We start from the raw sequence: 22,625 nt of genomic DNA on the forward strand, positions 1-22,625 counted from the left end.
ATTTTCATTCTAACGAGCAATGACAAAAGAAGAGTGTTTCTATCTTGGCAGGATCGTTAGTAAATTCAGTTTTAAGGGAGAGGTATTGATCAAACTCGATACCGATGAACCCGAAAGTTATTTAGAAATGGAATCAGTTTTTGTCGAATACGACAATAACCTGGTTCCATTTTTTATTGAAAGAAGCTCCCTTCAAAAAAGCAATTTGCTAAGAGTAAAGTTTGAAGAGGTAGATTCTGAAGAGGACGCCGAAGATCTAATGAAGTGCGACCTCTACCTTCCCCTAAACCTCCTACCCGAACTTAGTGAAGATCAATTCTATTTCCATGAGATCATTGGGTTTAAAGTAGAAGACGAACTCTACGGAACCGTAGGAACACTCACCGGTGTAAACGACACCACCACCCAGGCCCTTTTTGAAATAGAAAAAGACGGGAAACAGGTGCTTATCCCTATGAATGACCAGTTCCTTCTAAAAGTGGATAAAAAGAATAAGACCATTCACGTGAAGACACCTGAAGGATTGATCGATCTTTACCTTTAAGGATTCAAGGTTCAAAATTCAAGGTTCAAAATTCCTTTTTTAAGCCTTGCTCAATACTCACTACTAAATTCTCATTACTATTTTTCAGTTTAAACAATTCAACATTCAGCAGGACCGCACCGCCATGAAAGTAGGCACAGACGGAGTATTGCTTGGTGCCTGGACCTCACTTGAGCACCAGCCATTTTCTATTCTTGATATCGGAACAGGCACCGGCTTAATCGCTCTTATGCTGGCGCAACGAAGTCATGCTGAACTTATAGATGCTTTAGAGATCGATGAGGATGCTTATGAGCAGGCAGTGGAGAATTTCGAAAACAGCGCTTGGGGCGACAGACTGTTTTGCTATCATGCTGCCTTTGATGAATTTGTAGAGGAAATGCAGGATGAGGAGAAATACGAGCTTATTGTATCTAATCCGCCTTTCTATTCTGCCGACTATTCTTCGGGAGATGCGAAGCGTGATCAGGCACGGTTTGCAGAAGCACTTCCGTTTGAGGAACTTTTGGAAGGAGTGTCACTCCTGCTCTCAAAAAAGGGGAAATTCAGTGTTGTTATCCCGGCTTCAGAAGAAAAAAACTTCCTTGAACTGGCTGAAAGATTCAGTTTGTTTCCGCAGAGAATCACCCGTGTAAAAGGCACTCCGGAATCTCATGTAAAAAGAAGTCTGCTGGAATTGTCATTTTTGGAAGGGAAGCCAAAAATTGATGAGCTCGTGATCGAAACCGCCAGACATCAATACACTCCAGAATACATTGAGCTGGTGAAGGATTTTTATTTGAAGATGTAGATTATTTTAAAGAACTTTTTCAGGGAATGGAACCCTAAAAGGATTGTACAAATCCAAAAAAATCCTATATTTATATATATTATATATAACAATGGAGAAAGTCCGAAAATTGATTGACCTTGACAAAGAAACATTAGAAATTCTTAATGCCGAAGCGAAGAATCAGAATCGGTCATTAAAAAATCTACTGGAATCCACACTTCAAAATGAAGCTCAGAAATTAGCAACTCCCTCTCCAAAATATCAAAAAATGATGGACGAGATGCTGGAAAGAGTTTCAAAAGGAGATGTTGAGTTTACTCCTGTTTCTGAGATCAAAAAACAATATGGCTTATAAGGTCCTGATCTCAAAAGAAGCCGAAGTTGAATTAAGTGTAGCTGATTGCTACTTCCGCACCAAAGATCTGGAAAAGGCTTTTAGAGCCGATTTGCTAAAGCAATTAGAATTTCTTGAGGCAACGCCATTTTCCTTTCAAATGAGGTACAAAGAAGTACGAATAATTTTATTTAACCATTTCAATTATTCCATTCATTATATTATTAAAGATCAAACTGTATTGATCTTAAGAATCCTAAATCAAAGACAAAACTTTTAATTGTACTGTTCTCAAAATAGATTTTCCAATTTCTGAATTTGGGAGGCGTCTAAATTATTGGGACTCTTAATCCTTAAATTAAAGCCGTCTTTAATCTTCTTTTCCCGCTTGCCCCTAATTTCTGTTTGCTTAAATTTACTCTTCCAGACAAATACAAAAACACCAAATAATGAAAGCAGACCAATTTCAGGCTCCAGATTACTATAATCTTGATGATTTACTTAGTGACGAACACAAAATGGTACGTGAAGCTTCCCGGGAATGGGTGAAGCGTGAGGTATCTCCAATAATAGAAGAAGCGGCTCAAAAAGCTGAATTTCCGAAGCAATTGATCAACGGCCTTGCAGAAATTGGTGCCTTTGGTCCTTATATCCCTGAAGAATATGGTGGTGCCGGGCTCGACCAGATCTCCTATGGACTCATCATGCAGGAGATTGAAAGAGGCGACAGCGGAATCCGCTCCACAGCCTCAGTTCAGTCTTCCCTGGTCATGTATCCCATTTTCAAATACGGAACAGAGGAACAGAAGAAAAAATATCTTCCTAAGCTTGCCTCCGGTGAAATGATGGGTTGTTTTGGACTTACAGAACCCGATCATGGATCCAATCCCGGGGGCATGACTTCCAATTTTAAAGACAAAGGAGATCATTACCTGCTCAACGGGGCAAAATTGTGGATCTCTAATTCTCCATTTGCAGATATAGCAGTGGTGTGGGCAAAAAATGAAGAAGGAAGAATTCATGGCCTTATCGTGGAACGCGGAATGGAAGGTTTCTCAACACCCGAAACTCACAACAAATGGTCTCTACGTGCCAGCGCTACAGGAGAACTTGTCTTCAACAATATGAAAGTTCCAAAGGAAAACCTCCTGCCCGAAAAAAGCGGATTGGGAGCTCCTCTCGGATGTCTTGATTCTGCCCGCTACGGAATTGCCTGGGGAGCAATTGGTGCCGCTATGGATTGTTATGACACTGCGCTGCGTTATGCCAAAGAGAGGATTCAGTTTGGAAAACCTATTGCCGGCTTCCAGCTACAGCAAAAAAAGCTTGCCGAAATGATCACAGAGATCACTAAAGCTCAGCTGCTCGCATGGAGGTTGGGCGTTATGAGAAACGAAGGCACGGCAACTTCAGCCCAAATTTCTATGGCAAAGAGAAACAATGTAGCTATGGCTATCAATATCGCCAGGGAAGCAAGACAGATCCTGGGTGGAATGGGAATTACCGGCGAATATAGCATAATGCGCCACATGATGAATCTCGAAAGTGTAATCACGTATGAAGGAACTCACGATATTCACCTGTTGATCACGGGGGCAGACATTACGGGAATTCCTGCGTTTCAATAAGTCTCTAAAAAAGCAAGAATAGAATGGCATCCGGAAGCAGATTGACCAACGCATACCGAACTGCACTCCGGATTCCATTTGATGATGACTCAAAAATCATAATTTTTAGCGATTGCCACCGCGGCAATAATAGTTTTGCTGATGATTTTGCAAACAATCGCAACAGTTATTTTCATGCCCTCTCACATTATTACAGGAAAGGTTTTACCTACTGTGAACTGGGGGACGGAGATGAATTGTGGGAAAATCTAACTTTTGAATCCATTTTTGAAGCTCATAAAGATGTCTTCAAATTAATGCGCCTGTTCTTTACTGAAGGCCGACTCTATCGCATTGTGGGGAATCATGACATGGTTTACAGCAATCAGGATTATGTGGCAAAACACCTCTATAGCTATTGCGACACAGGCACCGAAAAGGAATTACCTCTTTTCCCGGGGATCACTTTCCCTGAAGCTCTAATTCTTGAGCATCAAAAAACCGGACAGGAAATTTTTATGGTTCACGGGCACCAGGCAGACTGGCTGCATTACTATATATGGAAGATCGACCGTTTCCTGGTGAGGGTTCTATGGAGGCAGTTACAGATATTCGGAATCGGCGATCCAACCAGCCCTGCAAAAAACAATATCGAGCTTAACAAGATCGAACGGAAAACGAAGAAATGGATCGTTGAGAACAATGACCAGTTCATGATCACCGGCCACACGCACAGGCCCAGATTTCCAAGGCCGGGGGAAATTCCTTATTTCAATGACGGCAGCTGTGTTCATCCCAGGTCCATCACAGGAATTGAAATCGAAGAAGGAGCTATCAGCCTTATAAAGTGGCAGGTAGCTATTAATGAAGAAGGTTTTCTAAAGGTAATAAGGATCGTACTTGAAGGACCTCAAAAACTTGAAGCTTACCAGAAGGCGAAAGCTACATAAGATCGAAACAGGGGCAACGTTTACATCGCTTTCCCTTCAAATACTTCTCACAGCACTCGCTTTTTAACTCCACAGGTTTTTTAGAGATAACCCCCTCAAACTTGAGGTAATCTTTAGATTTATTGGAGTAAAATACAATAACATTAAAGCTCATGCCTGTTGTTTTTCTTTCCTGCCAAAAAGGGCAAATATTAAGCCTTTTTAGTCAGCGTTATATGGAGATATCTTTACTTCCAGCCCCTCCAGTTCTTTTGTAATAGGGATTTGGCAACTCAAACGGCTGTTGTCCTGCACAAAGAATGCCTGGTCCAGCATATCTTCTTCCTCATAACCTTTTTCGGGCAGGAGGTGTTCCTTGTTCAGCATATAGCACTGGCAGGAAGCGCACATGGCCATTCCGCCGCAGATGCCAATAGTACCTTCGGGCGCCAGTTCATGAGAACGTATCACTTCCATGAGGTTCATGTTCATATCTGTAGGCGCATCTACTAAATGCGCTTCTCCCTCGCGGTCTATTATAGTGATCTTAATATCTGACATCTTTCAAAAATTAAACCTCACAGGTTTTCAAATCCTGTGAGGTTTGGATTAATTTGAAATTAATTTATACTTTTTACTACTTCTCTTTTCGCCTCTTTCTTGCTGCCGTCAAAACCGTTCACTCCACTTACGGTAGTATATTTCATGACGTACTTCTTATCGGGATAGATACGCTGGTATGCGCTTTGACACATGATAGCTGCTTCGTGAAATCCGCAAAGGATCAATTTTAATTTTCCCGGATAAGTGTTCACATCTCCAATTGCATAAATTCCGGGGATATTGGTCTGGTAATCATAACTGTTATCAACTTTGATCGCATTCTTCTCGATCTCCAGCCCCCAGTTTGCTATAGGTCCCAGCTTTGGCGATAATCCAAAAAGAGGAATAAAATGATCTGTTTCTTTGATCTCTTCTTCGGAAGCACTTCCGCCGTGGCGTATCACCACCGACTCCAATTTGTTGTCTCCCTTAAGGCCTACCACTTCAGCTTCGGTAATAAGGTTGATCTTTCCTATTTTAGAGAGTTCAGATACTTTTTCTACGGAATCCAAAGCTCCACGGAACTCATTTCTCCTGTGAACCAGGGAAACTTCCGAAGCAACTTCAGAAAGATAAATAGCCCAGTCTAAAGCCGAATCTCCTCCACCTGCTATTACCACCCGCTTATCCCTGAAGTCTTCAGGTTCGCGTATCATATAGGAAACTCCGTTATTTTCGTATTTTGCAATATTTGGAATAGGCGGCTTTCTTGGCTCAAAGCTACCAAGTCCGCCGGCGATTACCACCACCGGGGCCTGATGTTTTGTACCTTCACTGGTAGTCACTATAAAAGATCCGTCTTCCAGCTTCTCAATAGTTTCTGCGCGTTCCCCAAGGGTAAAACCGGGTTCAAACGGTTTGATCTGCTCCATAAGGTTATCTACCAGGTCCCCTGCCAGGATTTCCGGAAAAGCCGGAATATCATAAATAGGTTTTTTAGGGTAGATCTCTGAGCACTGGCCACCCGGCTGCGGTAAAGCATCGATAAGGTGGCATTTTAATTTTAATAATCCTGCTTCAAAAACGGCAAAAAGACCCGTAGGCCCAGCGCCGATAATCAACATATCTGTTTTAATCATTACGTCTTGTTTTGGAAAGTGCCGAAAAAGCTATTTTTCGATATTCAGCACCGTTTCGATTTGAGGCACATAACGCTTAATGGTCATCTCAACACCCGACTTTAACGTCATAGTGTTGACGCTGCATCCTACGCACGCCCCTTCGAGCTGCACCTTTACCAGCCGGTCATCTTCAATACTGATAAGGGAGATATCTCCCCCATCATTCCTCAAGAATGGCCTTATCTCTTCTAAGGCCCTCTCCACGTTAAACCTAACTTCTTCGCTTGTCATGACTATTTATTAACTGCACTACAGCCAGCCATAGTGGTGATTTTAATTGCTTCGGTAGGAGGCAGACTGGTGTTTCGTCTTACGGTCTCCTGTACCACATTCTGGGTAAGCACCTCAAAGGCTTCAGACAGTGGAGTTCCTTCCTGCAAGGCAGCAGGATGTCCTATATCTCCGGCCTCCCTGATACTTTGCACCAACGGAATTTGTCCAAGGAATGGCACCTGCAGGTCTTCAGCAAGTAACTTCGCGCCTTCCCTTCCAAAAATGTAATATTTATTATCGGGTAATTCTTCCGGCGTAAAGTAAGCCATATTCTCAATGATTCCCAGCACAGGAACATTAATGGTCTCCTGCTGGAACATTGCCACTCCCTTACGGGCATCGGCAAGAGCTACATTTTGAGGCGTACTCACCACAACAGCTCCCGTGATTGGCAGGGATTGCATAATTGATAAATGAATATCTCCAGTTCCCGGAGGAAGATCCACTAATAGGAAATCCAATTCTCCCCACGCGGCATCAAAGATCATTTGATTCAATGCCTTTGCTGCCATTGGCCCTCTCCAGATCACGGCCTGATTGGGTTGTGTAAAGAACCCAATTGAAAGGAGCTTTACCCCGTGATTTTCGACAGGCTTCATTTTCGATTTTCCGTCAACGTTGACAGAAAGCGGTTTTTCCGTGATCACATCAAACATCATGGGCATAGAAGGTCCGTAAATATCTGAATCCAGAAGACCCACCTTAAATCCCATTTTTGCGAGACTAACAGCAAGGTTCGCGGTAACGGTTGATTTACCAACCCCACCTTTTCCTGAAGCCACCGCGATAATATTTTTGATCCCCGGAATAGATTTTCCTTTGATCTCAGGTTTATCCGGCGCCTGCACTTTTATATTAACCTTGACCTTGGCTTTTTGATGCACGTGCTCATGAATGGCTTTCATTACATCCACTTCTGCCCTTTTTTTAATATGTAAGGCCGGGGTGGTAAGCAAAAGATCCACTACCACCTCATCTCCAAAGGTCATAATATTCTGGACCGCACCACTTTCAACCATATTTTTACCTTCTCCCGAAACTGAAATGGTCTCAAGAGCATTTAATATATCTTTCCGATTAAGTTTCATGCTGTAAAATTGAATTTAATGAACCTTATGTAGATTCATTCTAAATGCAAATATAAGTTGAAAAGCTAAGATAACGAAAGTATTACCCAATTTTGATTCGGACTTTATTCTTCGTGAAGTTCTGCGGAAGGATCCCAGAAATGCTGCTGAAAATTAATGATCTTATCTTCCTTTATTGCAATCCCTTCCTCCTCTAAAAGTTGTTCCATAAGTCGGGTTCCCGGAAAGTGATGCTTACCCGTAAGTAAACCGTTCCTGTTTACTACCCGATGTGCCGGAATATCTTCCATTTTTGAAGCATTGTTCATTGCCCAGCCCACCATTCTCGCACTGCCCGAAGCTCCCAGGAAATTGGCAATGGCCCCGTAGCTGGTCACCCTACCTTCAGGAATTTGTTTTACCACCTCATATACGCGGTCAAAAAATGAAATTTCAGCCATTGTTAAAGATCCTGATAAAGGTGATGATCACCAGCACCAACATGAGCCCGGCCATGAAGTAATTGGAGTATTTTGCAAAGAAATTACCTTCAGATTCGATCTTGGCAAAGAAAAGCGCATATAGATACAGCGTGGTAAAAGTTCCCAGGCCTGCTGCCAGTACAAAAACAGCATTATTAAGCAGGTGATATTGAACATTGCCATTCACATTTAAAGCTGCTCCTAAAGCCACAAAATAAGGGATAGGAAAGATATTGAGAGCCCCTATCATCATCCCTTTAAAGACACTGCGAATGCCCGAAGTTGGATGTACTTCGACTTCCTTGCGCTTATGTTGTGCCATCACCAGAAAATAAACCATCATGATCAAAAAGATCACAAAACCGGCTCTTAACAATATGCTGTTTACGTACTCATTATTGAAAATGTAGCGGGCAAGCTGAATAGCAATAGTAGCCTGGAGCAGCACGATGCCGGCAGCCCCTACAGCCATATACATCCCGTTCTGCTGTCCTCTTTGTAGAGAAGTTCTGGCAACGCTCATATTGACGAGCCCCGGAGGCACCACCCCCAGCAAAGCCGCGAAATAGGTAATAAGGAAAATTTTAGTTTCCTCCAAAAGGCATTATTTTATCCTAAACTGAATGTAAGTTATAGGTTTTCCCTGCTCAAGATACTGTTTTTCGTAAAAAGTCTGTATCCCGATAACCTCCTTAGGTGAATATTCATTTTTGTACACGTCGTGATTGGCCTGTATCACCTCATGACCTTCGCCATGCAACAGCCCTAGTGTATAACCGTGCATAAATTCACTATCGGTTTTTAGGTTCATGAGGCCCTGAGGTTTGAGTATTTTTTTATACTTCTGCAGGAATTCTGAATTGGTCATGCGGTGTTTGGTACGTTTATACTTGATCTGCGGATCGGGAAAAGTGATCCAGATCTCGTCAACCTCATTTTCAGCAAAAAGCAGGTCTACCAATTCTATCTGACTTCTCATAAACGCAACATTTTGCAAGCCTTCTTCCAAAGCAGTTTTAGCGCCTCTCCAAAACCGGGCACCTTTGATATCTATTCCAATGAAATTCTTTTCGGGATATGCCTGAGCAAGGCCAACGCTGTATTCTCCTTTTCCGCAACCTAATTCCAGAACGATAGGTTTATCATTTTTGAAGAAATCACTGCTCCAACTGCCTTTATACTGGAAATTTCCCTCCAGCACTTCTTCCCTGGTGGGCTGTATTACATTTGAAAATGTTTCGTTTTCTCTAAACCGTTTTAATTTATTCTTACTTCCCACCTGGATATTTAATATTTTGGTAAATTTAAATAAATTCCCCCACAGGCCTTTCAATTATATTTGTTTTATGCGAAGCAGAAGGATTCTTGTTGCGCCCATAAACTGGGGGTTGGGGCACGCCACCAGGTGCATCCCAATTATAAAAAAACTGGAAGAAAAAGGTTACACGCCTTTCCTCGCATCAGACGGGGCTGCGCTGGAATTGCTGAAAAAAGAATTTCCCCACCTGCGCAGTTTTGAATTACCTTCCTACAATATTACCTATACCAGCCGTGGAAGCCTGCTCAAGTGGAAACTCCTTCTGGACAGTCCGCACATCCTCAGGAACATTAAAAAAGAAAAACTGGCAACAAAGATCCTGGTGGAAAAGCTTAATCTCCACGGAATAATTTCCGACAGCAGGTTTGGAGTGATATATAAACATCTTCCGAATGTTTTTATTACCCATCAACTCAACGTACTTTCAGGAAATACTACATTTTTAAGCAGCAGACTGCATCAGCAATACATTAGAAAATATGACGAGTGCTGGGTACCCGATGCCCCCGGAAAACCAAACCTCAGCGGATTCCTCGGTCACTCAAGATCTACTTTAGAAGCTGTGAAATACATGGGAATCATTAGCAGGTTTAAAAAAAGGGAATTGCCCCAGATCTATGACTATATGGTGCTGCTCTCGGGGCCCGAACCTCAGCGCAGCCTGCTCGAAGATATCCTGTTCCGTGAGTTGAAACAAACAGAAAAGAGGGTCCTTTTTGTAAGAGGAAAAATAAGTGAGGAAGCCGCCGCATTTTCTTCTCCAAACATGACCATCAAAAATTACCTTTTTGGGAAGGATCTGGAGGAAGCTCTTAACAGCAGCAAGGTGATCATTTCCAGGTCTGGCTACACAACTTTGATGGATTTGGCGAAGCTTGGAAAAAAGGCTTTTTTCATCCCCACCCCCGGACAGTTTGAGCAGGAATATCTTGCAGAAAGAATGTCAAAACTTGGTTTTGCCCCTTCCTGTAAGCAGGAAGATTTTAATTTGGAAAAATTGAAGAAAGTAGAAACTTTTTCCGGGTTAAACGACCCCGGATTTGTCTGTGACTACAGCCGTCTTTTTAGCCTTTTTAAGCGTAAATGAAAATTCGCTGCCCATTCCAAAAGTGCTCGTTACAAAGATCCTTTCTTTATGTGCCTCCAGTAAATGTTTAACTATTGCTAAACCTAATCCCGACCCACCTTCTTTCCTGGAGCCGCTTTTATCCACACGATAGAACCTTTCAAACAGCCGTGGAATATGCTCTTTTTGGATCCCCTCTCCGTTATCGCTCACTTTGATAATAATTTTCTTTTTCGAATGTTCCTGTATGGAAACCTCTGTAGTCCCATCTTTCTTACCATATTTAATTGAATTTACCAGAAGATTGGTTACAACTTGCTGAATCCTCTCCTTATCGGCTTTAACCATCAAAGGGGCATATGGTGTTTCGAAAACCAGGCTTATATTCTTTTTGGCAGCTTTCATTTCTAAAAGATCGAATACATTCTGAATTAGTTCCACAATGTCAAAAGCTTCCTGTTTCAGGCGGAGATCTCCGGTTTCAAGTTTTGTGATCATATCCAGGTCACGCACGATGTACACCAGTCTCTCTACACCTTTTGCTGCTCTTTCCAGATATTGCTGTCGTACTTTTTTGTCATTCATCGCCCCGTCAAGGAGCGTCTCAATATAACCCTGCACTGTAAAAAGAGGAGTTTTTAGCTCGTGAGATATGTTTCCCATAAATTCCTTGCGGTAGCTGTCCCGTACTTTTAAAGCTTCTATTTCCAGTTTTTTACCTTCAGCAAATTTTTGAACCTCCTGGGAGAGGGTAGCCATATCTGTGGTTACATGATCTGGCTTGAGAGAAGAGGCATTAAGCATGCTAACATTTTCGTAGATCTTCTTGATCTTCTTATAGATAAAGAATTCCACTCTGTATTGGATCACCAGAAATGAAAAAAGGAAGCAGCAAATCGCGTAGATCAATAAGGCTGCTTCGGAATAGGTGTCGTTCACAATAAGAAAGACAGCTGAAATCAATGTCATAAAAATTGTGACATAGAGAGAGGTCTTAACTGCAAATTTGTATGATCGCCTGAAGCTTTTTCCCATTATTCTACGAATTTATAACCTACCCCCTTTATAGTTTGAATTTTGTCGTCTCCTATTTTCTCCCGTAGCTTTCGGATATGTACATCAATTGTTCTGCCTCCCACAACTACCTCGTTTCCCCAAACCCTTTCCAGGATCTCATCTCTCTGGAAAACCCTTCCGGGTTGTGAAGCCAAAAGATAAAGAAGTTCGAATTCTTTTCTTGGCAAGGGAATGATCTCTCCGGCTTTGGTGACCTTATATTCCTCCCTATTGATCTCCAGGTCTCCAAGGGTGATCAATTCTGCTTTTGTGGAGGAATCGGTATTAAGACGCCTTAGCAAAGCTTTCACCTTACTCACCAGCACCTTAGGTTTAATTGGTTTGGTAATATAGTCATCGGCCCCGGCATCAAAACCTGCCATGTGGGAGTAATCTTCTCCCCTGGCTGTCAAAAAAGTGATAATGGTATCTGCAAGCTCCGGCTCCTTTCTCATTTGGTAGCAGGTTTCAATACCGTCCATTTCGGGCATCATCACATCCAGGACTATTAAATGGGGCTTGTGCTTTTTAGCCTCTTTAAGGGCCTGTTTCCCATTTTCGGCTGTAATAACAGAGTAGCCTTCGGCAGCAAGATTGTACCTGATGATCTCGATGATATCGGGTTCATCATCAACCAATAAAATGCAGATATCGCTATTTTTCATAAGGTTTCATCTAATTCTTTGTAAAAGTAAAGATAAAAACTGTGCTCTGTTTCTCTGCATGTCATTGTTAACCTTGAGATAACCTTTGCTTCAAAAAGCCTTAACCTTAGGATAAACCAGCCTTAATAGCCGGGTAACTCTCCGGTTACATTGTGCCCCTTTCTTTGCGATATAATTAAAACACAAAATGAGAAGCATTTTAATATTTATTTTTTCTCTCCTTTTTCCCACTGTACTACTTGCTCAGGGACCTTCACCATCGGGAATGATTGCCGGAAAACTAACAGACAGGGAAATGAACGGCGAACCTTTACCTTTTGCCAATGTCATTATCAAAGGCAGCAGCTCAGGTGCCACTACAGACCTTAACGGACTTTTCAAAATAGAAGATGTGAAGCCGGGAGTGTACACACTAACCATAAGCTTTACTGGTTATGAAAGTCGGGAAATTAACAACGTGGAAGTCGCGGCAGGAAAAGTTACTGAAATCAATACAGAACTTGGTGCCAGCGCAGCCGCTTTAAATGAGGTCGTTATTACAACTGTATCCCGAAAGGATTCTAAAATTGCCTTGTTGCTGGAGCAAAAGTCGGCAGTAAATATTAAGGAAAGCATAGGAGCTCAGGAACTGGCAAAAATGGGAGTTTCGGATGTTGCCAAAGCTACCACCCGCATATCGGGAGTTTCGGGCAGTGAGGCCTCCGGTGATATTTTTGTAAGAGGCCTGGGAGACAGGTATCTCTACACCACCATGAATAATTTACCTATTCCTTCAGATGATGTGGAGCGCAAGAACATTGACCTGGGATTGTTCTCTACAGGCGTAATTCAGGATGTGGGGATCAGCAAAACATGGTCTTCTTTTAATTCCGCAGACCAGGCTTCGGGAACCATTGATATTTCTTCCCGCGCCCTTTCCGGAGCATCTGAGTTAGAGCTGGGAATAAAAGCAGGTATTAACACGAATGTGCTGGACCGGTATGAGAATTTTAAATTGAGTGCCAACCGCAGTGATGTCACCCTGGGATTCTATAACAGGGATATCCCGCTGCAAGATGCTCTGAATAACCAGGGTTGGGATCCTGTAAAAGATGAAATGCCCTTAAACAGAAGTTACTCCTTTACCGCAGGAAAAGGTTTTGGCGACCGGTTAAGATTGTTATTCACCGGATCACAATCAACCTCTTATGAGTATAATAAAGGACTTTTCAGAGAGTATGGATCGAATAATCTTTATGATTACTTCACTGATGCTGAAGAATTCAGCAGAACCGACAATACCACCGGATTACTGGATGCAAGTCTAAATCTGAATTCCAATCATCAGGTAAGATACGTAGGCTTATTCGTCAACAAACTGACAGATGAAGTTTATGAAAGCGGTCGTAATGCCGAAGGGGTGGTATTTGAGGAAACCAACACGGCTGAAGACCTGAATCAGTTCATCAGGGATCAGAACATTACCCAAACCCGTCTTTTTGTACACCAGTTTCATGGGAAACACAAGATCAACAGCAATAATCACCTTGAATGGGCAATGGGTTACAATACAGTAGATGCAGGGGAACCTAACCGCATTAGAAATGAACTCAACCTGGATGGGGAAGGATTTATACAATTGGGGCGTACGGGAGGTTTTCAGCAGAGAAAATCAACCCAGCAAATCGAAGATGCAGAGTTCAACGGCCTTATAAGGGACAAAATCACATTTTCTGATCCCGAAACTGCCAGGTTTCTTGAAGTAGGTGGAAATTTCAGAAACAAACAAAGAGATTTCTATTCCCGCTTTTTTGGTGTAACCGAAACTAGTTTGAACAGCGTGAATCCTCCCTCTCCGGATGATCTAAGCAGTATTTTTACTACCGCAAACTTTGAAAACGGAATTTTAAGGATCAACAGGCTTAATCCTGAGATCTATGAAGCCGAATTGCAATCTTACAGCGGTTTCGCAACCTTAAACTATGATATAGGCAAATGGAATTTCAACCTGGGGGCAAGGTATCAACGGGATGAACTGGACGTCGCCTGGGCAGTAAATAACTACCCATCTACTCTGCCTCAGTATGTAAACAAGAAGTACAACAATCTCTATCCCGCAGTCAATATAAAGTATTCCCCTTCTGAAAGGTCTAACCTCAGGTTTGCCGGAAGCCGCACTATTACTCTGCCGGAATTTAAGGAGGTGGCTCCCTTCGAATATGTTTCACAGACCGGGCAGGTCACCCGGGGTAATCCCGCTTTAGAAGCATCAAAGAACCTCAACCTGGATCTAAAATATGAGTTCTTCCCCAGCAACGGGCAATTAATTTCCTTTGCCGGATTCTATAAAAATATTCAGGATCCTATCAATAAAGTTCTGGATCGTGGGGCTGCGGGAAGGTTATCCTATTTCAATGCCGGAGATGAAGCTAATATATATGGCATCGAGCTGGAAACCCGTCTCAGCCTTATAGACAATGAAGACCCGGCAGATATTGATCTTGACCTGAGTCTTAATGCAACCAGGATGTGGCACAGCCAAACCCTTAAAGATGTTTATAACGAAAATGGAAGTTTTGTACGCACCTTTCGCTATAACAACAAAGAAGAAGTTGGCCTGCAGGGTGCATCAGATTGGATCTTTAACGGTTCCCTCAGCCTGTCTACAGCATCTGAAAGCCCATGGAATATAACCCTGGTGGGCAATTATGCATCTGATAAGATCTATGCTTTAGGCGCGCCTGAAATTCAAACTCAGCCCGATGTATTTTATAATGATGAGATCATTGAAAAAGGCTTTGTCACTTTAGATGCTGTCATTAGTAAAGGTTTCGGAGATCACTGGTCTTTTAAACTCAGCGGGGAAAATCTGCTAAACCCTGAAATTGAAAGGATACAGGCTATACGCCCCAGTTCGACAGGGATTGAAAAGGTGCAAAGCATTCGCTCCTATACCACCGGGGCAGTATTAAGTCTTGGAATAGGATATTCATTTTAAACATAAATCAAACTAAATCTAAAATTAAAACAACATGAAAAACGCAACTAAAACAATTTATGCAATGCTTTTCGCTCTATTGAGCTTAGGAGTGACCAGCTGTAGCGATGATGATTCAATGGATCCAATAGTACAACCCGGAGAGGAATCTATTGACCCTGCGAATTTTCAGGGAACCGTAAATAAAGATGTCCGCCTTAACCCTAATGAAACTTACAGGCTTAGCGGGATTCTTTCTGTGGAAGCCGGCACCACCCTTACCATTCCTGCAGGCACAAAGATAGTCGCCAATACAGATAGCGATGATAATCCCGCAACCGGAGTGTATATCGTAGTACAACAAGGAGCAAAAATAGATATCCAGGGAACAGCTGCTGCTCCGGTAGTGATGTCTTCTGCAAGTGGCGGGGCCGGAAGCTGGGGCGGACTGGTGATTGCCGGTAAAGCTAAATCTACAGCCGGGATCAATGCAATTGCCGAGGTAGGAAGCATCATCTACGGCGGCGATAATCCAGCCGATAATTCAGGTAAGATTAATTACCTGGTGATCAAAGATGCGGGTGCGCAAATTGATCCTGAATCTCAATACAACGGGCTTTCCCTGTACGGAGTGGGTTCAGGAACCAGCATCCAGAATGTGGCTATCATGAACGGAGCCGATGACGGAGTTGAATTCTTTGGAGGTTCGGTTGCTGTGACTAATCTTTATCTTGAAAATAACGAAGATGATGCTGTGGACTGGACCGAAGGATGGGATGGTACTGTTGAAAATGTTTATGTAAAACATTCCATTGAAAATTTTTCAACTGCAATTGAAGCCGATGGTGCGAATGCCAATCCTACGATCACCAACTTTACAGCTGTGTCCACTACAGGGGGTACTGCACTTCAATTCAAAAAACAATCGGGAGCTACAATTACGGGGCTTTACCTTTCAGGATATGACACAAATATAGATATCACTGAAGACGGAAGAACAGATCTGTCCGGAATACAGATAGAGGGAGAGGATGCAGACCTGCACGCTACTTACGATGCCGGTGTAATGGTAGATGTTGCTCAATTCAACTGGGCACAGTAAAAAAGTTTAATTAGCCACTAAACTGTAATGCTTTGATTCTGAATAAAAAGACTGCCCAACGGCAGTCTTTTTGTTTTTATTGTTTAAAATTATTAGTTTAACGTTTCGAAAAGTAATTTTTGGTGTGGTTTTTGAATTTTTTATTGTAATTTTGAATTGATACTTTGCTGAAAATGAAACAACTCTACTTGTACCCCCTCTTATTAATCGGCCTTTTGCTGTTTGCAAATCCTGCCGCTGCACAGGTATCTCAACCGGAACCTCCTGCAAAAGAAGTCCCTATTGAAGGTCTTTCTATCTTCCCAAATCCTGCTTCGGGACAAAAGGTTTATATCAACACCAAATCTGGCAAGGCTAAAAAAGTAGAGATCTACAATGTTTTAGGCAACAGCATTTTATCTGCCGAGTTGGTTGGAAATGAACTTAATATATCCTCGCTTGAGCCAGGGATTTACATTATGAAGATCCAGGAAGGCAAAAGCACTGCTACCAGAAAGCTTGTTGTAAGATAACATTCCATTCTTTTACTTTAATTAATCTGTACCTTTGTGCCACCACAAGTTATGCGCAAGCCAAAGGACATTTTTTCCATTTCAACTGCCGGGGAATTTGAAGAAAAATCTCTGCAGGTATTTGAATTTCAGTATTTCAACAATCCGGTTTACAAACATTTTTGTGATCTCCTGGGCCGTAGTCCGGCGCAGGTAGATAAGCTTGAAAAGATCCCTTTTCTTCCCATCGAATTCTTTAAATCCCATAGGATAACTTCTTCGGAAGATTCCGAAGAGATCATTTTTACCAGCAGCGGCACTACAGGACAGGTTAAAAGCAAGCATTTTGTTACTGATCTTGCAATTTATGAGGAAAGTTTCCGCAGGGCCTTCACAAATTTCTACGGAAGTGTGGAAAACTATGCGGTTCTTGCATTACTTCCCTCTTACTTGGAAAGGAAAGGCTCATCTCTCATTTACATGGTTGACGACCTCATCAAAAAAAGCAAAAATCCCGCCAGCGGATTCTATCTTCACGACCTTGAGGCCCTGGCCCAAAAACTTAATGAACTGGAGCAGAAGCAACAAAAAGTTTTACTCATAGGGGTTTCTTTTGCTTTACTGGACCTGGCAGAGAAGTTTTCCCTTAATCTAAAGCATACTGTTGTAATGGAAACCGGAGGCATGAAAGGCCGCAGAAAGGAGATGATAAGAGCAGAACTTCATGAGATCCTGAAGCAGGGATTGGGTGTGGAAAACATCCACAGTGAGTATGGAATGACCGAATTACTGTCCCAGGCATACGCTGTCAAAAATGGCATTTTTGAATGCCCTCCCTGGATGAAGCTTCTTATTCGGGATCCCGAAGATGCATTGACCCTGCTTCCCGATGGAAAATCGGGCGGAATAAATGTGATCGACCTGGCGAATTTTAATTCCTGTTCCTTTATTGCAACTCAGGATTTGGGTAAGAATTTGGGAGCCGGAAAAACCGAAATTTTAGGCCGTTTTGACAACAGCGACATCAGGGGATGCAACCTGATGGTTTTTTAACAAAAAAAATTTTATAAAGCTGTAAGGAATTGATTTTCTGTCGACTTACTGTACGGTTAGATTATGTTTTCATAATTGGTTGGTTAGTTAGATGCCCCCTTCGCCTCCAAAGCAAGGGGGTTATCTTTGTTTTACTCAACCCGTAAAATATAGGTGTTCCTTTTGCCTTTATTGATGATCACATATTTGTTATTTAAAAGGTCCTTTTTAGTGATCATATAGTCTTCAGAAACTTTCTCTTTATTTACAGAGATAGAATTTTCTTTCAGAGCTCTTCTGGCTTCCCCGTTGGAGTTAAGGAATTCAGTTTTTGCAGAAAGGGCTGCGATCATATCCAATCCATTCTCCACATCTTCCCTGTCGATCTTTGCCTGCGGAACCCCTTCGAATACATCCAAAAAGGTGTTTTCATTAAGATCCTTAAGATCTTGAGCAGTACTTTTTCCAAAAAGCACTTCAGAAGCTTTTACAGCATTATCATAATCTTCACGGGAGTGAACCATCACCGTGATCTCTTCGGCAAGCTTTCGCTGAAGCTGACGCAGATGCGGAGCTTCTTTATGAGTGCTAACAAGATCTTCAATTACATTTTTTGGGAGGAATGTAAAGATCTTGATAAACCTTTCGGCATCTTCATCGCTGGTGTTGAGCCAGTACTGGTAGAACTTGTATGGGGAAGTACGTTCAGGATCAAGCCAGATGTTTCCTGATTCTGTTTTTCCGAATTTTGTACCATCGGCTTTAGTGATCAATGGGCAGGTAAGTGCATAGCCTTTCCCGTCGCCAATCCTTCGGATGAGTTCTGTTCCCGTGGTAATGTTTCCCCACTGGTCGCTTCCACCCATTTGCAATGTGCAATCCAGCTCCCTGTACAAATGAAGAAAATCATATCCCTGCACAAGCTGATAAGTAAATTCTGTAAAGGACATCCCTTCCGAAGCATCTGAAGAAAGACGCTTTTTGACACTGTCTTTAGACATCATGTAATTCACAGTAATATGCTTACCAACATCCCGGATAAAATCGAGGAAACTGAATTCTTTCATCCAGTCATAGTTATTCACCATTAGTGCGGCATTCTCACCGTCACTTTCGAAGTCAAGAAACTTGGATAGTTGTTTTTTTAAAGCATGTTGATTTTGCAGCAACGTGGCCTCGTCCAGCAGGTTACGTTCGTTGGATTTTCCTGAAGGGTCTCCTATCATTCCTGTTGCTCCCCCAACAAGGGCCACAGGACGATGTCCCGCCTCCTGAAAATGTTTCAGCATCATCACCCCTACCAGGTGTCCAATATGTAAAGAATCGGCTGTGGGATCTATTCCAACATAAGCCGATCTAAGTCCTTCCATCAGATGCTCTTCAGTACCGGGCATTACGTCATGGATCATCCCTCTCCAGGTCAATTCTTCTACAAAATTCTTGTTCATGATTTATCTTTTGAAGTAAAAACAGCCGTAAAGATACCATAAACCAGCATTTTTCCTAAGTGGATTTGGCTATATTTACAGCATGATTCTAGTTACCGGAGGCACGGGTTTAGTGGGTTCTCATTTATTGCTTGACCTGGTAAAGAACGGGGAAAAGCCGCGGGCTATTTACCGCACCCAGGAAAGTCTTAAGGCTGTTAAAAATGTCTTTTCCTACACCAATTCTTCTCAAGAAACAGAACATCTGTTCAATCGCATTGAGTGGGTAAAAGCTGATATTACCGATATTCCTTCTCTCACAAAGGTTTTTGAGAATGTAGATTATGTATACCACTGCGCGGCATTAGTAAGCTTCGATACTTCTAAGGATGCAGAGCTAAGAAAGGTGAACATCGAGGGTACTGCTAATGTCGTCAACTTCTGCATCAAAAATGAGATCAATAAGCTCTGTTTCGTGAGTTCTATTGCCACATTTGATCTTAAACCGGGAGAAAAAGAAATTACAGAAGCTTCTTTCTGGAACAAGGAACTCAATCACAATATGTACGCAATTACTAAGTATGGGGCCGAGATGGAGGTGTGGCGGGCAAGCCAGGAGGGCGTCCCGGTGGTGATTGTGAATCCGGGTGTAATTATTGGCCCGGGATTCTGGAACAATGGCAGCGGCAAGATCTTCAAAAAAGTGGATTCGGGACTGGATCATTACTTCCCGAAGACCACGGGATTCGTGGGAGTGTGGGATGTTGTGAAGAGCATGCGGGAGCTAATGGCTTCTTCAGTAAAAAACGAACAGTATATCGTAATTTCAGAAAATCATTCTTTTAAAGAAATTTTTTCTTTGACTGCAAAAGCTCTCCAAAAACCTGCACCTGGAAAAAAACTGAAAAAATGGATGGTCCTAATGGGATGGGTTTGGCAGGAAGCTTCAGGAATATTTTCAGACAAGGAAAAGCAGCTGGACAGGAGGTCCCAAAAAAGCCTTTTTGAACATAGATTTTATTCCGCAGAAAAATTAAAAGCTGAACTTGATTTTCAGTTTGAACCTGTTTCTGAAGTTATTGAACGGACTGCAAAATCATACAGGAAAGACAAAACTACCTGATGCTCTTCTGCACTACAGAATCCTGAATTTTAAAAGAATTCAGCTTTCTGGAAATGGGTCCGGGAAGTCTTCGTTGTAAACTATCCTGTTGCAGGGAATCTATTGGAAGGTCCAGAGAATCTCTCTCCAGGGTCCTTAATGAATCCCTTTCCCTTTCCTCAATTTCCCTTAGAGAATCGTATTCCTTTAGCAGTAATTCAAGCCTTTGCTTTACCCTTTCATAAATATCGTTGTACTCCCGATAATTTTCGGCATAGTAATTATTGCTTTGCACCAATTGAGTACTATCGATCCCATATTTCTCCATGAGGTAAGGATAAGGCGCAATCCCTTTTTCTTGCAAAAGTTTCTTGTTATAGCTGCGGGCCCCGTGAAGCAGGGAAAGCTCTGTAAGCACCTCTACCATTTTATCCTGAGGAATGAGATCCTTTGGTCTCTCCATTCGCTCCACATCCTGACAAGAATTGAGGATCAAAGCAAGAAATATTGCCCAACTTAGCTTTTTCATTTTAACGGTCAAACTTAAGACGCTCTGCCTTTACAAATGGATTGAAATTAAAGTTTTTGTAAACCAGATTTCCATTTACAAAAGTGTGAGTAACGCGGGATTTGAAAGTTATGCCTTCAAAAGGGGACCATCCGCATTTATAGAGGGTATTACCCGGTTGCACCGCCCATGGTGCATTAAGATCAACAATAACCAAATCTGCTTTGTATCCTTCTCTTATAAAACCACGCTTTTCAATATCGAAGAGAATAGCCGGGTTATGGCACATCTTTTCCACGATCTTTTCTAAAGAGATCTTTCCCTGGTGATGCATTTGTAACATTGCAGGTAAAGCATGTTGTACTAAAGGACCTCCACTGGGGGCCTTGGTATATACATTTTTTTTCTCTTCCCTGGTATGCGGTGCATGATCTGTCGCGATCACATCAATCTTATCTTCTATAAGAGCTTTAAGCAGAGCATCCTGGTCTTCTTTGGTCTTAACGGCTGGATTCCATTTTATAAAGGTTCCCTTTTTCGCATAATCACTGTCATTAAACCAAAGGTGATGCACACAGACTTCTGCAGTGATCTTTTTATCCTTCAAAGGTTTCTTATTTTCAAAAAGCTTAAGCTCCTTTGCAGTTGATAAATGGAAGACATGCAGGCGTGCCCCCGTTTTTTTAGCTAAGGCTACAGCTTTTGAGGAGGATAAATAACAAGCCTCTTCACTCCTGATTTTTGGATGTAGTTCGATAGGAATATCATCTCCATATCTTTCCACACACTCCTGTAAATTCTTTTGAATTGTTTTCTCATCCTCACAATGTGCTGCGATAAGTACAGGAGATTCCTTAAATATCTTTTCGAGTACTTGCTCGTCGTCAACAAGCATGTTCCCTGTAGAAGAACCCAAAAAAAGCTTTAACGCCGGCACTTTTTTAGGATCAATCTTTTTGATCTCTTCAAGGTTATCATTGGTGCCTCCAAACATAAAGGCATAATTAGCATAGGAGGTATTGGCAGCGAGCTTATATTTCTCTTCCAGCAGGTCTATGGTAGTAGTTTGCGGCTGAGTATTTGGCATTTCAATGAAGGAAGTAATTCCCCCGGCAACTGCAGCTTTTGATCCCGTTGCTATAGTTTCTTTATGCGTGAGTCCCGGTTCTCTGAAATGGACCTGATCATCAATAACACCCGGCATCAGGTAATTCCCCTCGGCATCTATAATGCTAAGATTGGGAGATTTGGCACTTATACTCGATGCTATCTCTGTAATGATCCCCTCTTCAATAAAAACATCCCCTTCGAAGATTTCACCTTCATTGACAATTTTCGCATTCTTAATTAGCACCTTTTTCATTATATCGTCATCTTATTAAACAGACTGTTTATTTTCATTTTCACAACTCCAAAAACAGCTTCCCAAATTATAGATCCACTCATCTTAGAAGTACCCCGTGTTCTGTCAGTAAATATTACAGGGACCTCCACAATGTTGAATTTTGCCAAATAGGCTTTAAATTTCATTTCAATTTGAAAGGCGTAGCCAACAAATTTTATTTTATCCAGATGGATCCTTTCCAAAACTTCTCTTTTATAGCAAACGAACCCTGCTGTGGTATCTTCTACCGGCATAGCCGTGATTAACCTTACATATTTTGAGGCCATCCAGGAGAGCAGTACTCTGCTCATTGGCCAGTTCACCACATTTACCCCTGTTTTATACCGGGAACCTACAGCTACATCTGCCCCTCTCCTTTTGCACTCATTATAAAGACGGATGAGATCATTAGGATTGTGAGAAAAATCGGCATCCATCTGAAAGATGTATTTATACTCCCTATCGAGTACCCAATGAAAACCCTTTATATAAGCAGTTCCAAGACCCGACTTCCCTTTTCGTTTTATTAAAAAAAGCTGATCGTTAAAGGTTGGCTGCAGCGATTCTACAATTGCCGCCGTACCATCGGGAGAGTTATCATCCACCACCAAAATATGAAAATTGCGCTGAAGAGAAAACACGTTTCTTATTATCCGCTCAATATTTTCTTTTTCGTTATAGGTGGGTATTATAACAATCCCATCTGGCATAAAATTCTTTTGGACAAATGTAACTAATTTTAAAGTTTACAATTTAGTTTTAAGGCTTCTTTTCATCGCTTTAATT

General features: G+C 42.0%; 25 protein-coding genes. 12 read left to right on the forward strand and 13 right to left on the reverse strand.

Annotated features, from left to right (window positions below; genetic code table 11):
• Positions 1-19: 19 nt before the first annotated feature.
• The 6 genes from rimM (at position 20) to CRO16_RS02590 (ending at position 4,207) form a co-directional block, all read left to right on the forward strand.
• On the forward strand, positions 20-544 hold the full coding sequence (rimM, locus tag CRO16_RS02565) for a ribosome maturation factor RimM (RefSeq protein ID WP_097054772.1): 525 nt from the start codon (positions 20-22) through the stop codon (positions 542-544).
• 124 nt (positions 545-668) lie between these two features.
• The gene (locus CRO16_RS02570) at positions 669-1,334 is read left to right on the forward strand and encodes a tRNA1(Val) (adenine(37)-N6)-methyltransferase (protein WP_097054773.1); all 666 of its coding nucleotides are present in this window, start codon (positions 669-671) and stop codon (positions 1,332-1,334) included.
• A gap of 91 nt (positions 1,335-1,425) precedes the next feature.
• The gene (locus CRO16_RS02575; RefSeq protein WP_097054774.1) at positions 1,426-1,671 is read left to right on the forward strand and encodes a hypothetical protein; all 246 of its coding nucleotides are present in this window, start codon (positions 1,426-1,428) and stop codon (positions 1,669-1,671) included.
• Positions 1,661-1,930, forward strand: coding sequence for a type II toxin-antitoxin system RelE/ParE family toxin (locus CRO16_RS02580; protein ID WP_179670473.1), 270 nt, complete (start codon positions 1,661-1,663; stop codon positions 1,928-1,930). The genes CRO16_RS02575 and CRO16_RS02580 overlap by 11 nt, the downstream gene beginning before the upstream one ends.
• Before the next feature lie 169 nt (positions 1,931-2,099).
• On the forward strand, positions 2,100-3,278 hold the full coding sequence (locus CRO16_RS02585) for an acyl-CoA dehydrogenase family protein (protein WP_097054776.1): 1,179 nt from the start codon (positions 2,100-2,102) through the stop codon (positions 3,276-3,278).
• Positions 3,279-3,301: 23 nt separating this feature from the next.
• Entirely contained in the window at positions 3,302-4,207 is a 906-nt protein-coding gene (locus CRO16_RS02590) for a metallophosphoesterase family protein (protein ID WP_097054777.1), read from the forward strand.
• Positions 4,208-4,408: 201 nt separating this feature from the next.
• Here the strand turns inward: CRO16_RS02590 and CRO16_RS02595 are convergent, their stop codons facing one another.
• From CRO16_RS02595 to trmB, 7 genes are all read right to left on the reverse strand, one after another.
• Positions 4,409-4,747 (reverse strand): 2Fe-2S iron-sulfur cluster-binding protein, encoded by a 339-nt coding sequence (locus CRO16_RS02595; protein WP_097054778.1) that lies wholly within the window; start codon positions 4,745-4,747, stop codon positions 4,409-4,411.
• Between the two features lie 59 nt (positions 4,748-4,806).
• Positions 4,807-5,868: an NAD(P)/FAD-dependent oxidoreductase gene (locus tag CRO16_RS02600; protein ID WP_097054779.1), complete on the reverse strand. Its 1,062-nt coding sequence runs from the start codon at positions 5,866-5,868 to the stop codon at positions 4,807-4,809.
• A 30-nt stretch (positions 5,869-5,898) separates the two neighbouring features.
• The gene (locus CRO16_RS02605; protein WP_097054780.1) at positions 5,899-6,141 is read right to left on the reverse strand and encodes a NifU family protein; all 243 of its coding nucleotides are present in this window, start codon (positions 6,139-6,141) and stop codon (positions 5,899-5,901) included.
• A gap of 2 nt (positions 6,142-6,143) precedes the next feature.
• Positions 6,144-7,271, reverse strand: coding sequence for an Mrp/NBP35 family ATP-binding protein (locus CRO16_RS02610; RefSeq protein WP_097054781.1), 1,128 nt, complete (start codon positions 7,269-7,271; stop codon positions 6,144-6,146).
• A gap of 104 nt (positions 7,272-7,375) precedes the next feature.
• A complete protein-coding gene (locus CRO16_RS02615; RefSeq protein WP_097054782.1) occupies positions 7,376-7,711 on the reverse strand; it encodes an MGMT family protein in 336 nt (111 codons plus the stop codon).
• A complete protein-coding gene (locus CRO16_RS02620; protein ID WP_097054783.1) occupies positions 7,704-8,330 on the reverse strand; it encodes a LysE family translocator in 627 nt (208 codons plus the stop codon). Before CRO16_RS02620 ends, CRO16_RS02615 begins: the two co-directional genes overlap by 8 nt.
• A 6-nt stretch (positions 8,331-8,336) precedes the next feature.
• On the reverse strand, positions 8,337-9,011 hold the full coding sequence (trmB, locus tag CRO16_RS02625) for a tRNA (guanosine(46)-N7)-methyltransferase TrmB (RefSeq protein ID WP_097055752.1): 675 nt from the start codon (positions 9,009-9,011) through the stop codon (positions 8,337-8,339).
• Positions 9,012-9,078: 67 nt separating this feature from the next.
• On the opposite strand from trmB, the gene CRO16_RS02630 reads away from it, so the two are divergent.
• A complete protein-coding gene (locus CRO16_RS02630; protein WP_097054784.1) occupies positions 9,079-10,137 on the forward strand; it encodes a glycosyltransferase in 1,059 nt (352 codons plus the stop codon).
• On the opposite strand, the gene CRO16_RS02635 is transcribed toward CRO16_RS02630, so the two are convergent.
• Together CRO16_RS02635 and CRO16_RS02640 are read right to left on the reverse strand one after the other, a co-directional pair.
• Positions 10,075-11,151, reverse strand: coding sequence for a sensor histidine kinase (locus tag CRO16_RS02635; protein ID WP_097054785.1), 1,077 nt, complete (start codon positions 11,149-11,151; stop codon positions 10,075-10,077). The genes CRO16_RS02630 and CRO16_RS02635 overlap by 63 nt on opposite strands.
• Positions 11,151-11,837: a response regulator transcription factor gene (locus CRO16_RS02640; protein WP_097054786.1), complete on the reverse strand. Its 687-nt coding sequence runs from the start codon at positions 11,835-11,837 to the stop codon at positions 11,151-11,153. The genes CRO16_RS02635 and CRO16_RS02640 overlap by 1 nt, the downstream gene beginning before the upstream one ends.
• 187 nt (positions 11,838-12,024) lie before the next feature.
• Between CRO16_RS02640 and CRO16_RS02645 the strand changes: the two genes are divergently transcribed.
• From CRO16_RS02645 to CRO16_RS02660, 4 genes are all read left to right on the forward strand, one after another.
• A complete protein-coding gene (locus CRO16_RS02645) occupies positions 12,025-14,814 on the forward strand; it encodes a TonB-dependent receptor (RefSeq protein ID WP_097054787.1) in 2,790 nt (929 codons plus the stop codon).
• Between the two features lie 34 nt (positions 14,815-14,848).
• Positions 14,849-15,895 carry a hypothetical protein gene (locus tag CRO16_RS02650; RefSeq protein WP_097054788.1) on the forward strand — a complete coding sequence of 349 codons (1,047 nt, stop codon included), beginning with the start codon at positions 14,849-14,851 and terminating at the stop codon, positions 15,893-15,895.
• 173 nt (positions 15,896-16,068) lie between these two features.
• Entirely contained in the window at positions 16,069-16,407 is a 339-nt protein-coding gene (locus CRO16_RS02655; RefSeq protein WP_097054789.1) for a T9SS type A sorting domain-containing protein, read from the forward strand.
• 51 nt (positions 16,408-16,458) lie between these two features.
• Positions 16,459-17,439, forward strand: coding sequence for a LuxE/PaaK family acyltransferase (locus tag CRO16_RS02660; protein ID WP_097054790.1), 981 nt, complete (start codon positions 16,459-16,461; stop codon positions 17,437-17,439).
• Positions 17,440-17,570: 131 nt separating this feature from the next.
• On the opposite strand, the gene tyrS is transcribed toward CRO16_RS02660, so the two are convergent.
• A complete protein-coding gene (gene tyrS / locus CRO16_RS02665) occupies positions 17,571-18,866 on the reverse strand; it encodes a tyrosine--tRNA ligase (RefSeq protein ID WP_097054791.1) in 1,296 nt (431 codons plus the stop codon).
• Between the two features lie 82 nt (positions 18,867-18,948).
• On the opposite strand from tyrS, the gene CRO16_RS02670 reads away from it, so the two are divergent.
• Positions 18,949-19,968 (forward strand): SDR family oxidoreductase, encoded by a 1,020-nt coding sequence (locus CRO16_RS02670; protein WP_097054792.1) that lies wholly within the window; start codon positions 18,949-18,951, stop codon positions 19,966-19,968.
• On the opposite strand, the gene CRO16_RS02675 is transcribed toward CRO16_RS02670, so the two are convergent.
• Genes CRO16_RS02675 through CRO16_RS02685 form a run of 3 tightly spaced genes read right to left on the reverse strand, consistent with a single transcriptional unit; the run spans position 19,961 to position 22,549 of the window.
• Entirely contained in the window at positions 19,961-20,476 is a 516-nt protein-coding gene (locus CRO16_RS02675) for a DUF4296 domain-containing protein (protein WP_097054793.1), read from the reverse strand. The two genes, CRO16_RS02670 and CRO16_RS02675, sit on opposite strands and share 8 nt — an antisense overlap.
• A 1-nt stretch (position 20,477) precedes the next feature.
• A complete protein-coding gene (locus CRO16_RS02680; protein WP_097054794.1) occupies positions 20,478-21,818 on the reverse strand; it encodes a dihydroorotase in 1,341 nt (446 codons plus the stop codon).
• The gene (locus CRO16_RS02685) at positions 21,818-22,549 is read right to left on the reverse strand and encodes a polyprenol monophosphomannose synthase (protein ID WP_097054795.1); all 732 of its coding nucleotides are present in this window, start codon (positions 22,547-22,549) and stop codon (positions 21,818-21,820) included. Before CRO16_RS02685 ends, CRO16_RS02680 begins: the two co-directional genes overlap by 1 nt.
• Between the last annotated feature and the right edge of the window lie 76 nt (positions 22,550-22,625).

The sequence above is a fragment of the Salinimicrobium sediminis genome (assembly GCF_900215295.1).
GTDB classification, from domain to species: domain Bacteria; phylum Bacteroidota; class Bacteroidia; order Flavobacteriales; family Flavobacteriaceae; genus Salinimicrobium; species Salinimicrobium sediminis.

Bases quoted from the DNA above. Each gene is read 5' to 3' on its own strand.
- rimM (WP_097054772.1), top strand. From the start codon at position 20: ATGACAAAAGAAGAGTGTTTCTATCTTGGCAGGATCGTTAGTAAATTC.
- CRO16_RS02570 (WP_097054773.1), top strand. From the start codon at position 669: ATGAAAGTAGGCACAGACGGAGTATTGCTTGGTGCCTGGACCTCACTT.
- CRO16_RS02575 (WP_097054774.1), top strand. From the start codon at position 1,426: ATGGAGAAAGTCCGAAAATTGATTGACCTTGACAAAGAAACATTAGAA.
- CRO16_RS02580 (WP_179670473.1), top strand. From the start codon at position 1,661: ATGGCTTATAAGGTCCTGATCTCAAAAGAAGCCGAAGTTGAATTAAGT.
- CRO16_RS02585 (WP_097054776.1), top strand. From the start codon at position 2,100: ATGAAAGCAGACCAATTTCAGGCTCCAGATTACTATAATCTTGATGAT.
- CRO16_RS02590 (WP_097054777.1), top strand. From the start codon at position 3,302: ATGGCATCCGGAAGCAGATTGACCAACGCATACCGAACTGCACTCCGG.
- CRO16_RS02595 (WP_097054778.1), bottom strand. From the start codon at position 4,747: ATGTCAGATATTAAGATCACTATAATAGACCGCGAGGGAGAAGCGCAT.
- CRO16_RS02600 (WP_097054779.1), bottom strand. From the start codon at position 5,868: ATGATTAAAACAGATATGTTGATTATCGGCGCTGGGCCTACGGGTCTT.
- CRO16_RS02605 (WP_097054780.1), bottom strand. From the start codon at position 6,141: ATGACAAGCGAAGAAGTTAGGTTTAACGTGGAGAGGGCCTTAGAAGAG.
- CRO16_RS02610 (WP_097054781.1), bottom strand. From the start codon at position 7,271: ATGAAACTTAATCGGAAAGATATATTAAATGCTCTTGAGACCATTTCA.
- CRO16_RS02615 (WP_097054782.1), bottom strand. From the start codon at position 7,711: ATGGCTGAAATTTCATTTTTTGACCGCGTATATGAGGTGGTAAAACAA.
- CRO16_RS02630 (WP_097054784.1), top strand. From the start codon at position 9,079: ATGCGAAGCAGAAGGATTCTTGTTGCGCCCATAAACTGGGGGTTGGGG.
- CRO16_RS02635 (WP_097054785.1), bottom strand. From the start codon at position 11,151: ATGGGAAAAAGCTTCAGGCGATCATACAAATTTGCAGTTAAGACCTCT.
- CRO16_RS02640 (WP_097054786.1), bottom strand. From the start codon at position 11,837: ATGAAAAATAGCGATATCTGCATTTTATTGGTTGATGATGAACCCGAT.
- CRO16_RS02645 (WP_097054787.1), top strand. From the start codon at position 12,025: ATGAGAAGCATTTTAATATTTATTTTTTCTCTCCTTTTTCCCACTGTA.
- CRO16_RS02650 (WP_097054788.1), top strand. From the start codon at position 14,849: ATGAAAAACGCAACTAAAACAATTTATGCAATGCTTTTCGCTCTATTG.
- CRO16_RS02655 (WP_097054789.1), top strand. From the start codon at position 16,069: ATGAAACAACTCTACTTGTACCCCCTCTTATTAATCGGCCTTTTGCTG.
- CRO16_RS02660 (WP_097054790.1), top strand. From the start codon at position 16,459: ATGCGCAAGCCAAAGGACATTTTTTCCATTTCAACTGCCGGGGAATTT.
- tyrS (WP_097054791.1), bottom strand. From the start codon at position 18,866: ATGAACAAGAATTTTGTAGAAGAATTGACCTGGAGAGGGATGATCCAT.
- CRO16_RS02670 (WP_097054792.1), top strand. From the start codon at position 18,949: ATGATTCTAGTTACCGGAGGCACGGGTTTAGTGGGTTCTCATTTATTG.
- CRO16_RS02675 (WP_097054793.1), bottom strand. From the start codon at position 20,476: ATGAAAAAGCTAAGTTGGGCAATATTTCTTGCTTTGATCCTCAATTCT.
- CRO16_RS02680 (WP_097054794.1), bottom strand. From the start codon at position 21,818: ATGAAAAAGGTGCTAATTAAGAATGCGAAAATTGTCAATGAAGGTGAA.
- CRO16_RS02685 (WP_097054795.1), bottom strand. From the start codon at position 22,549: ATGCCAGATGGGATTGTTATAATACCCACCTATAACGAAAAAGAAAAT.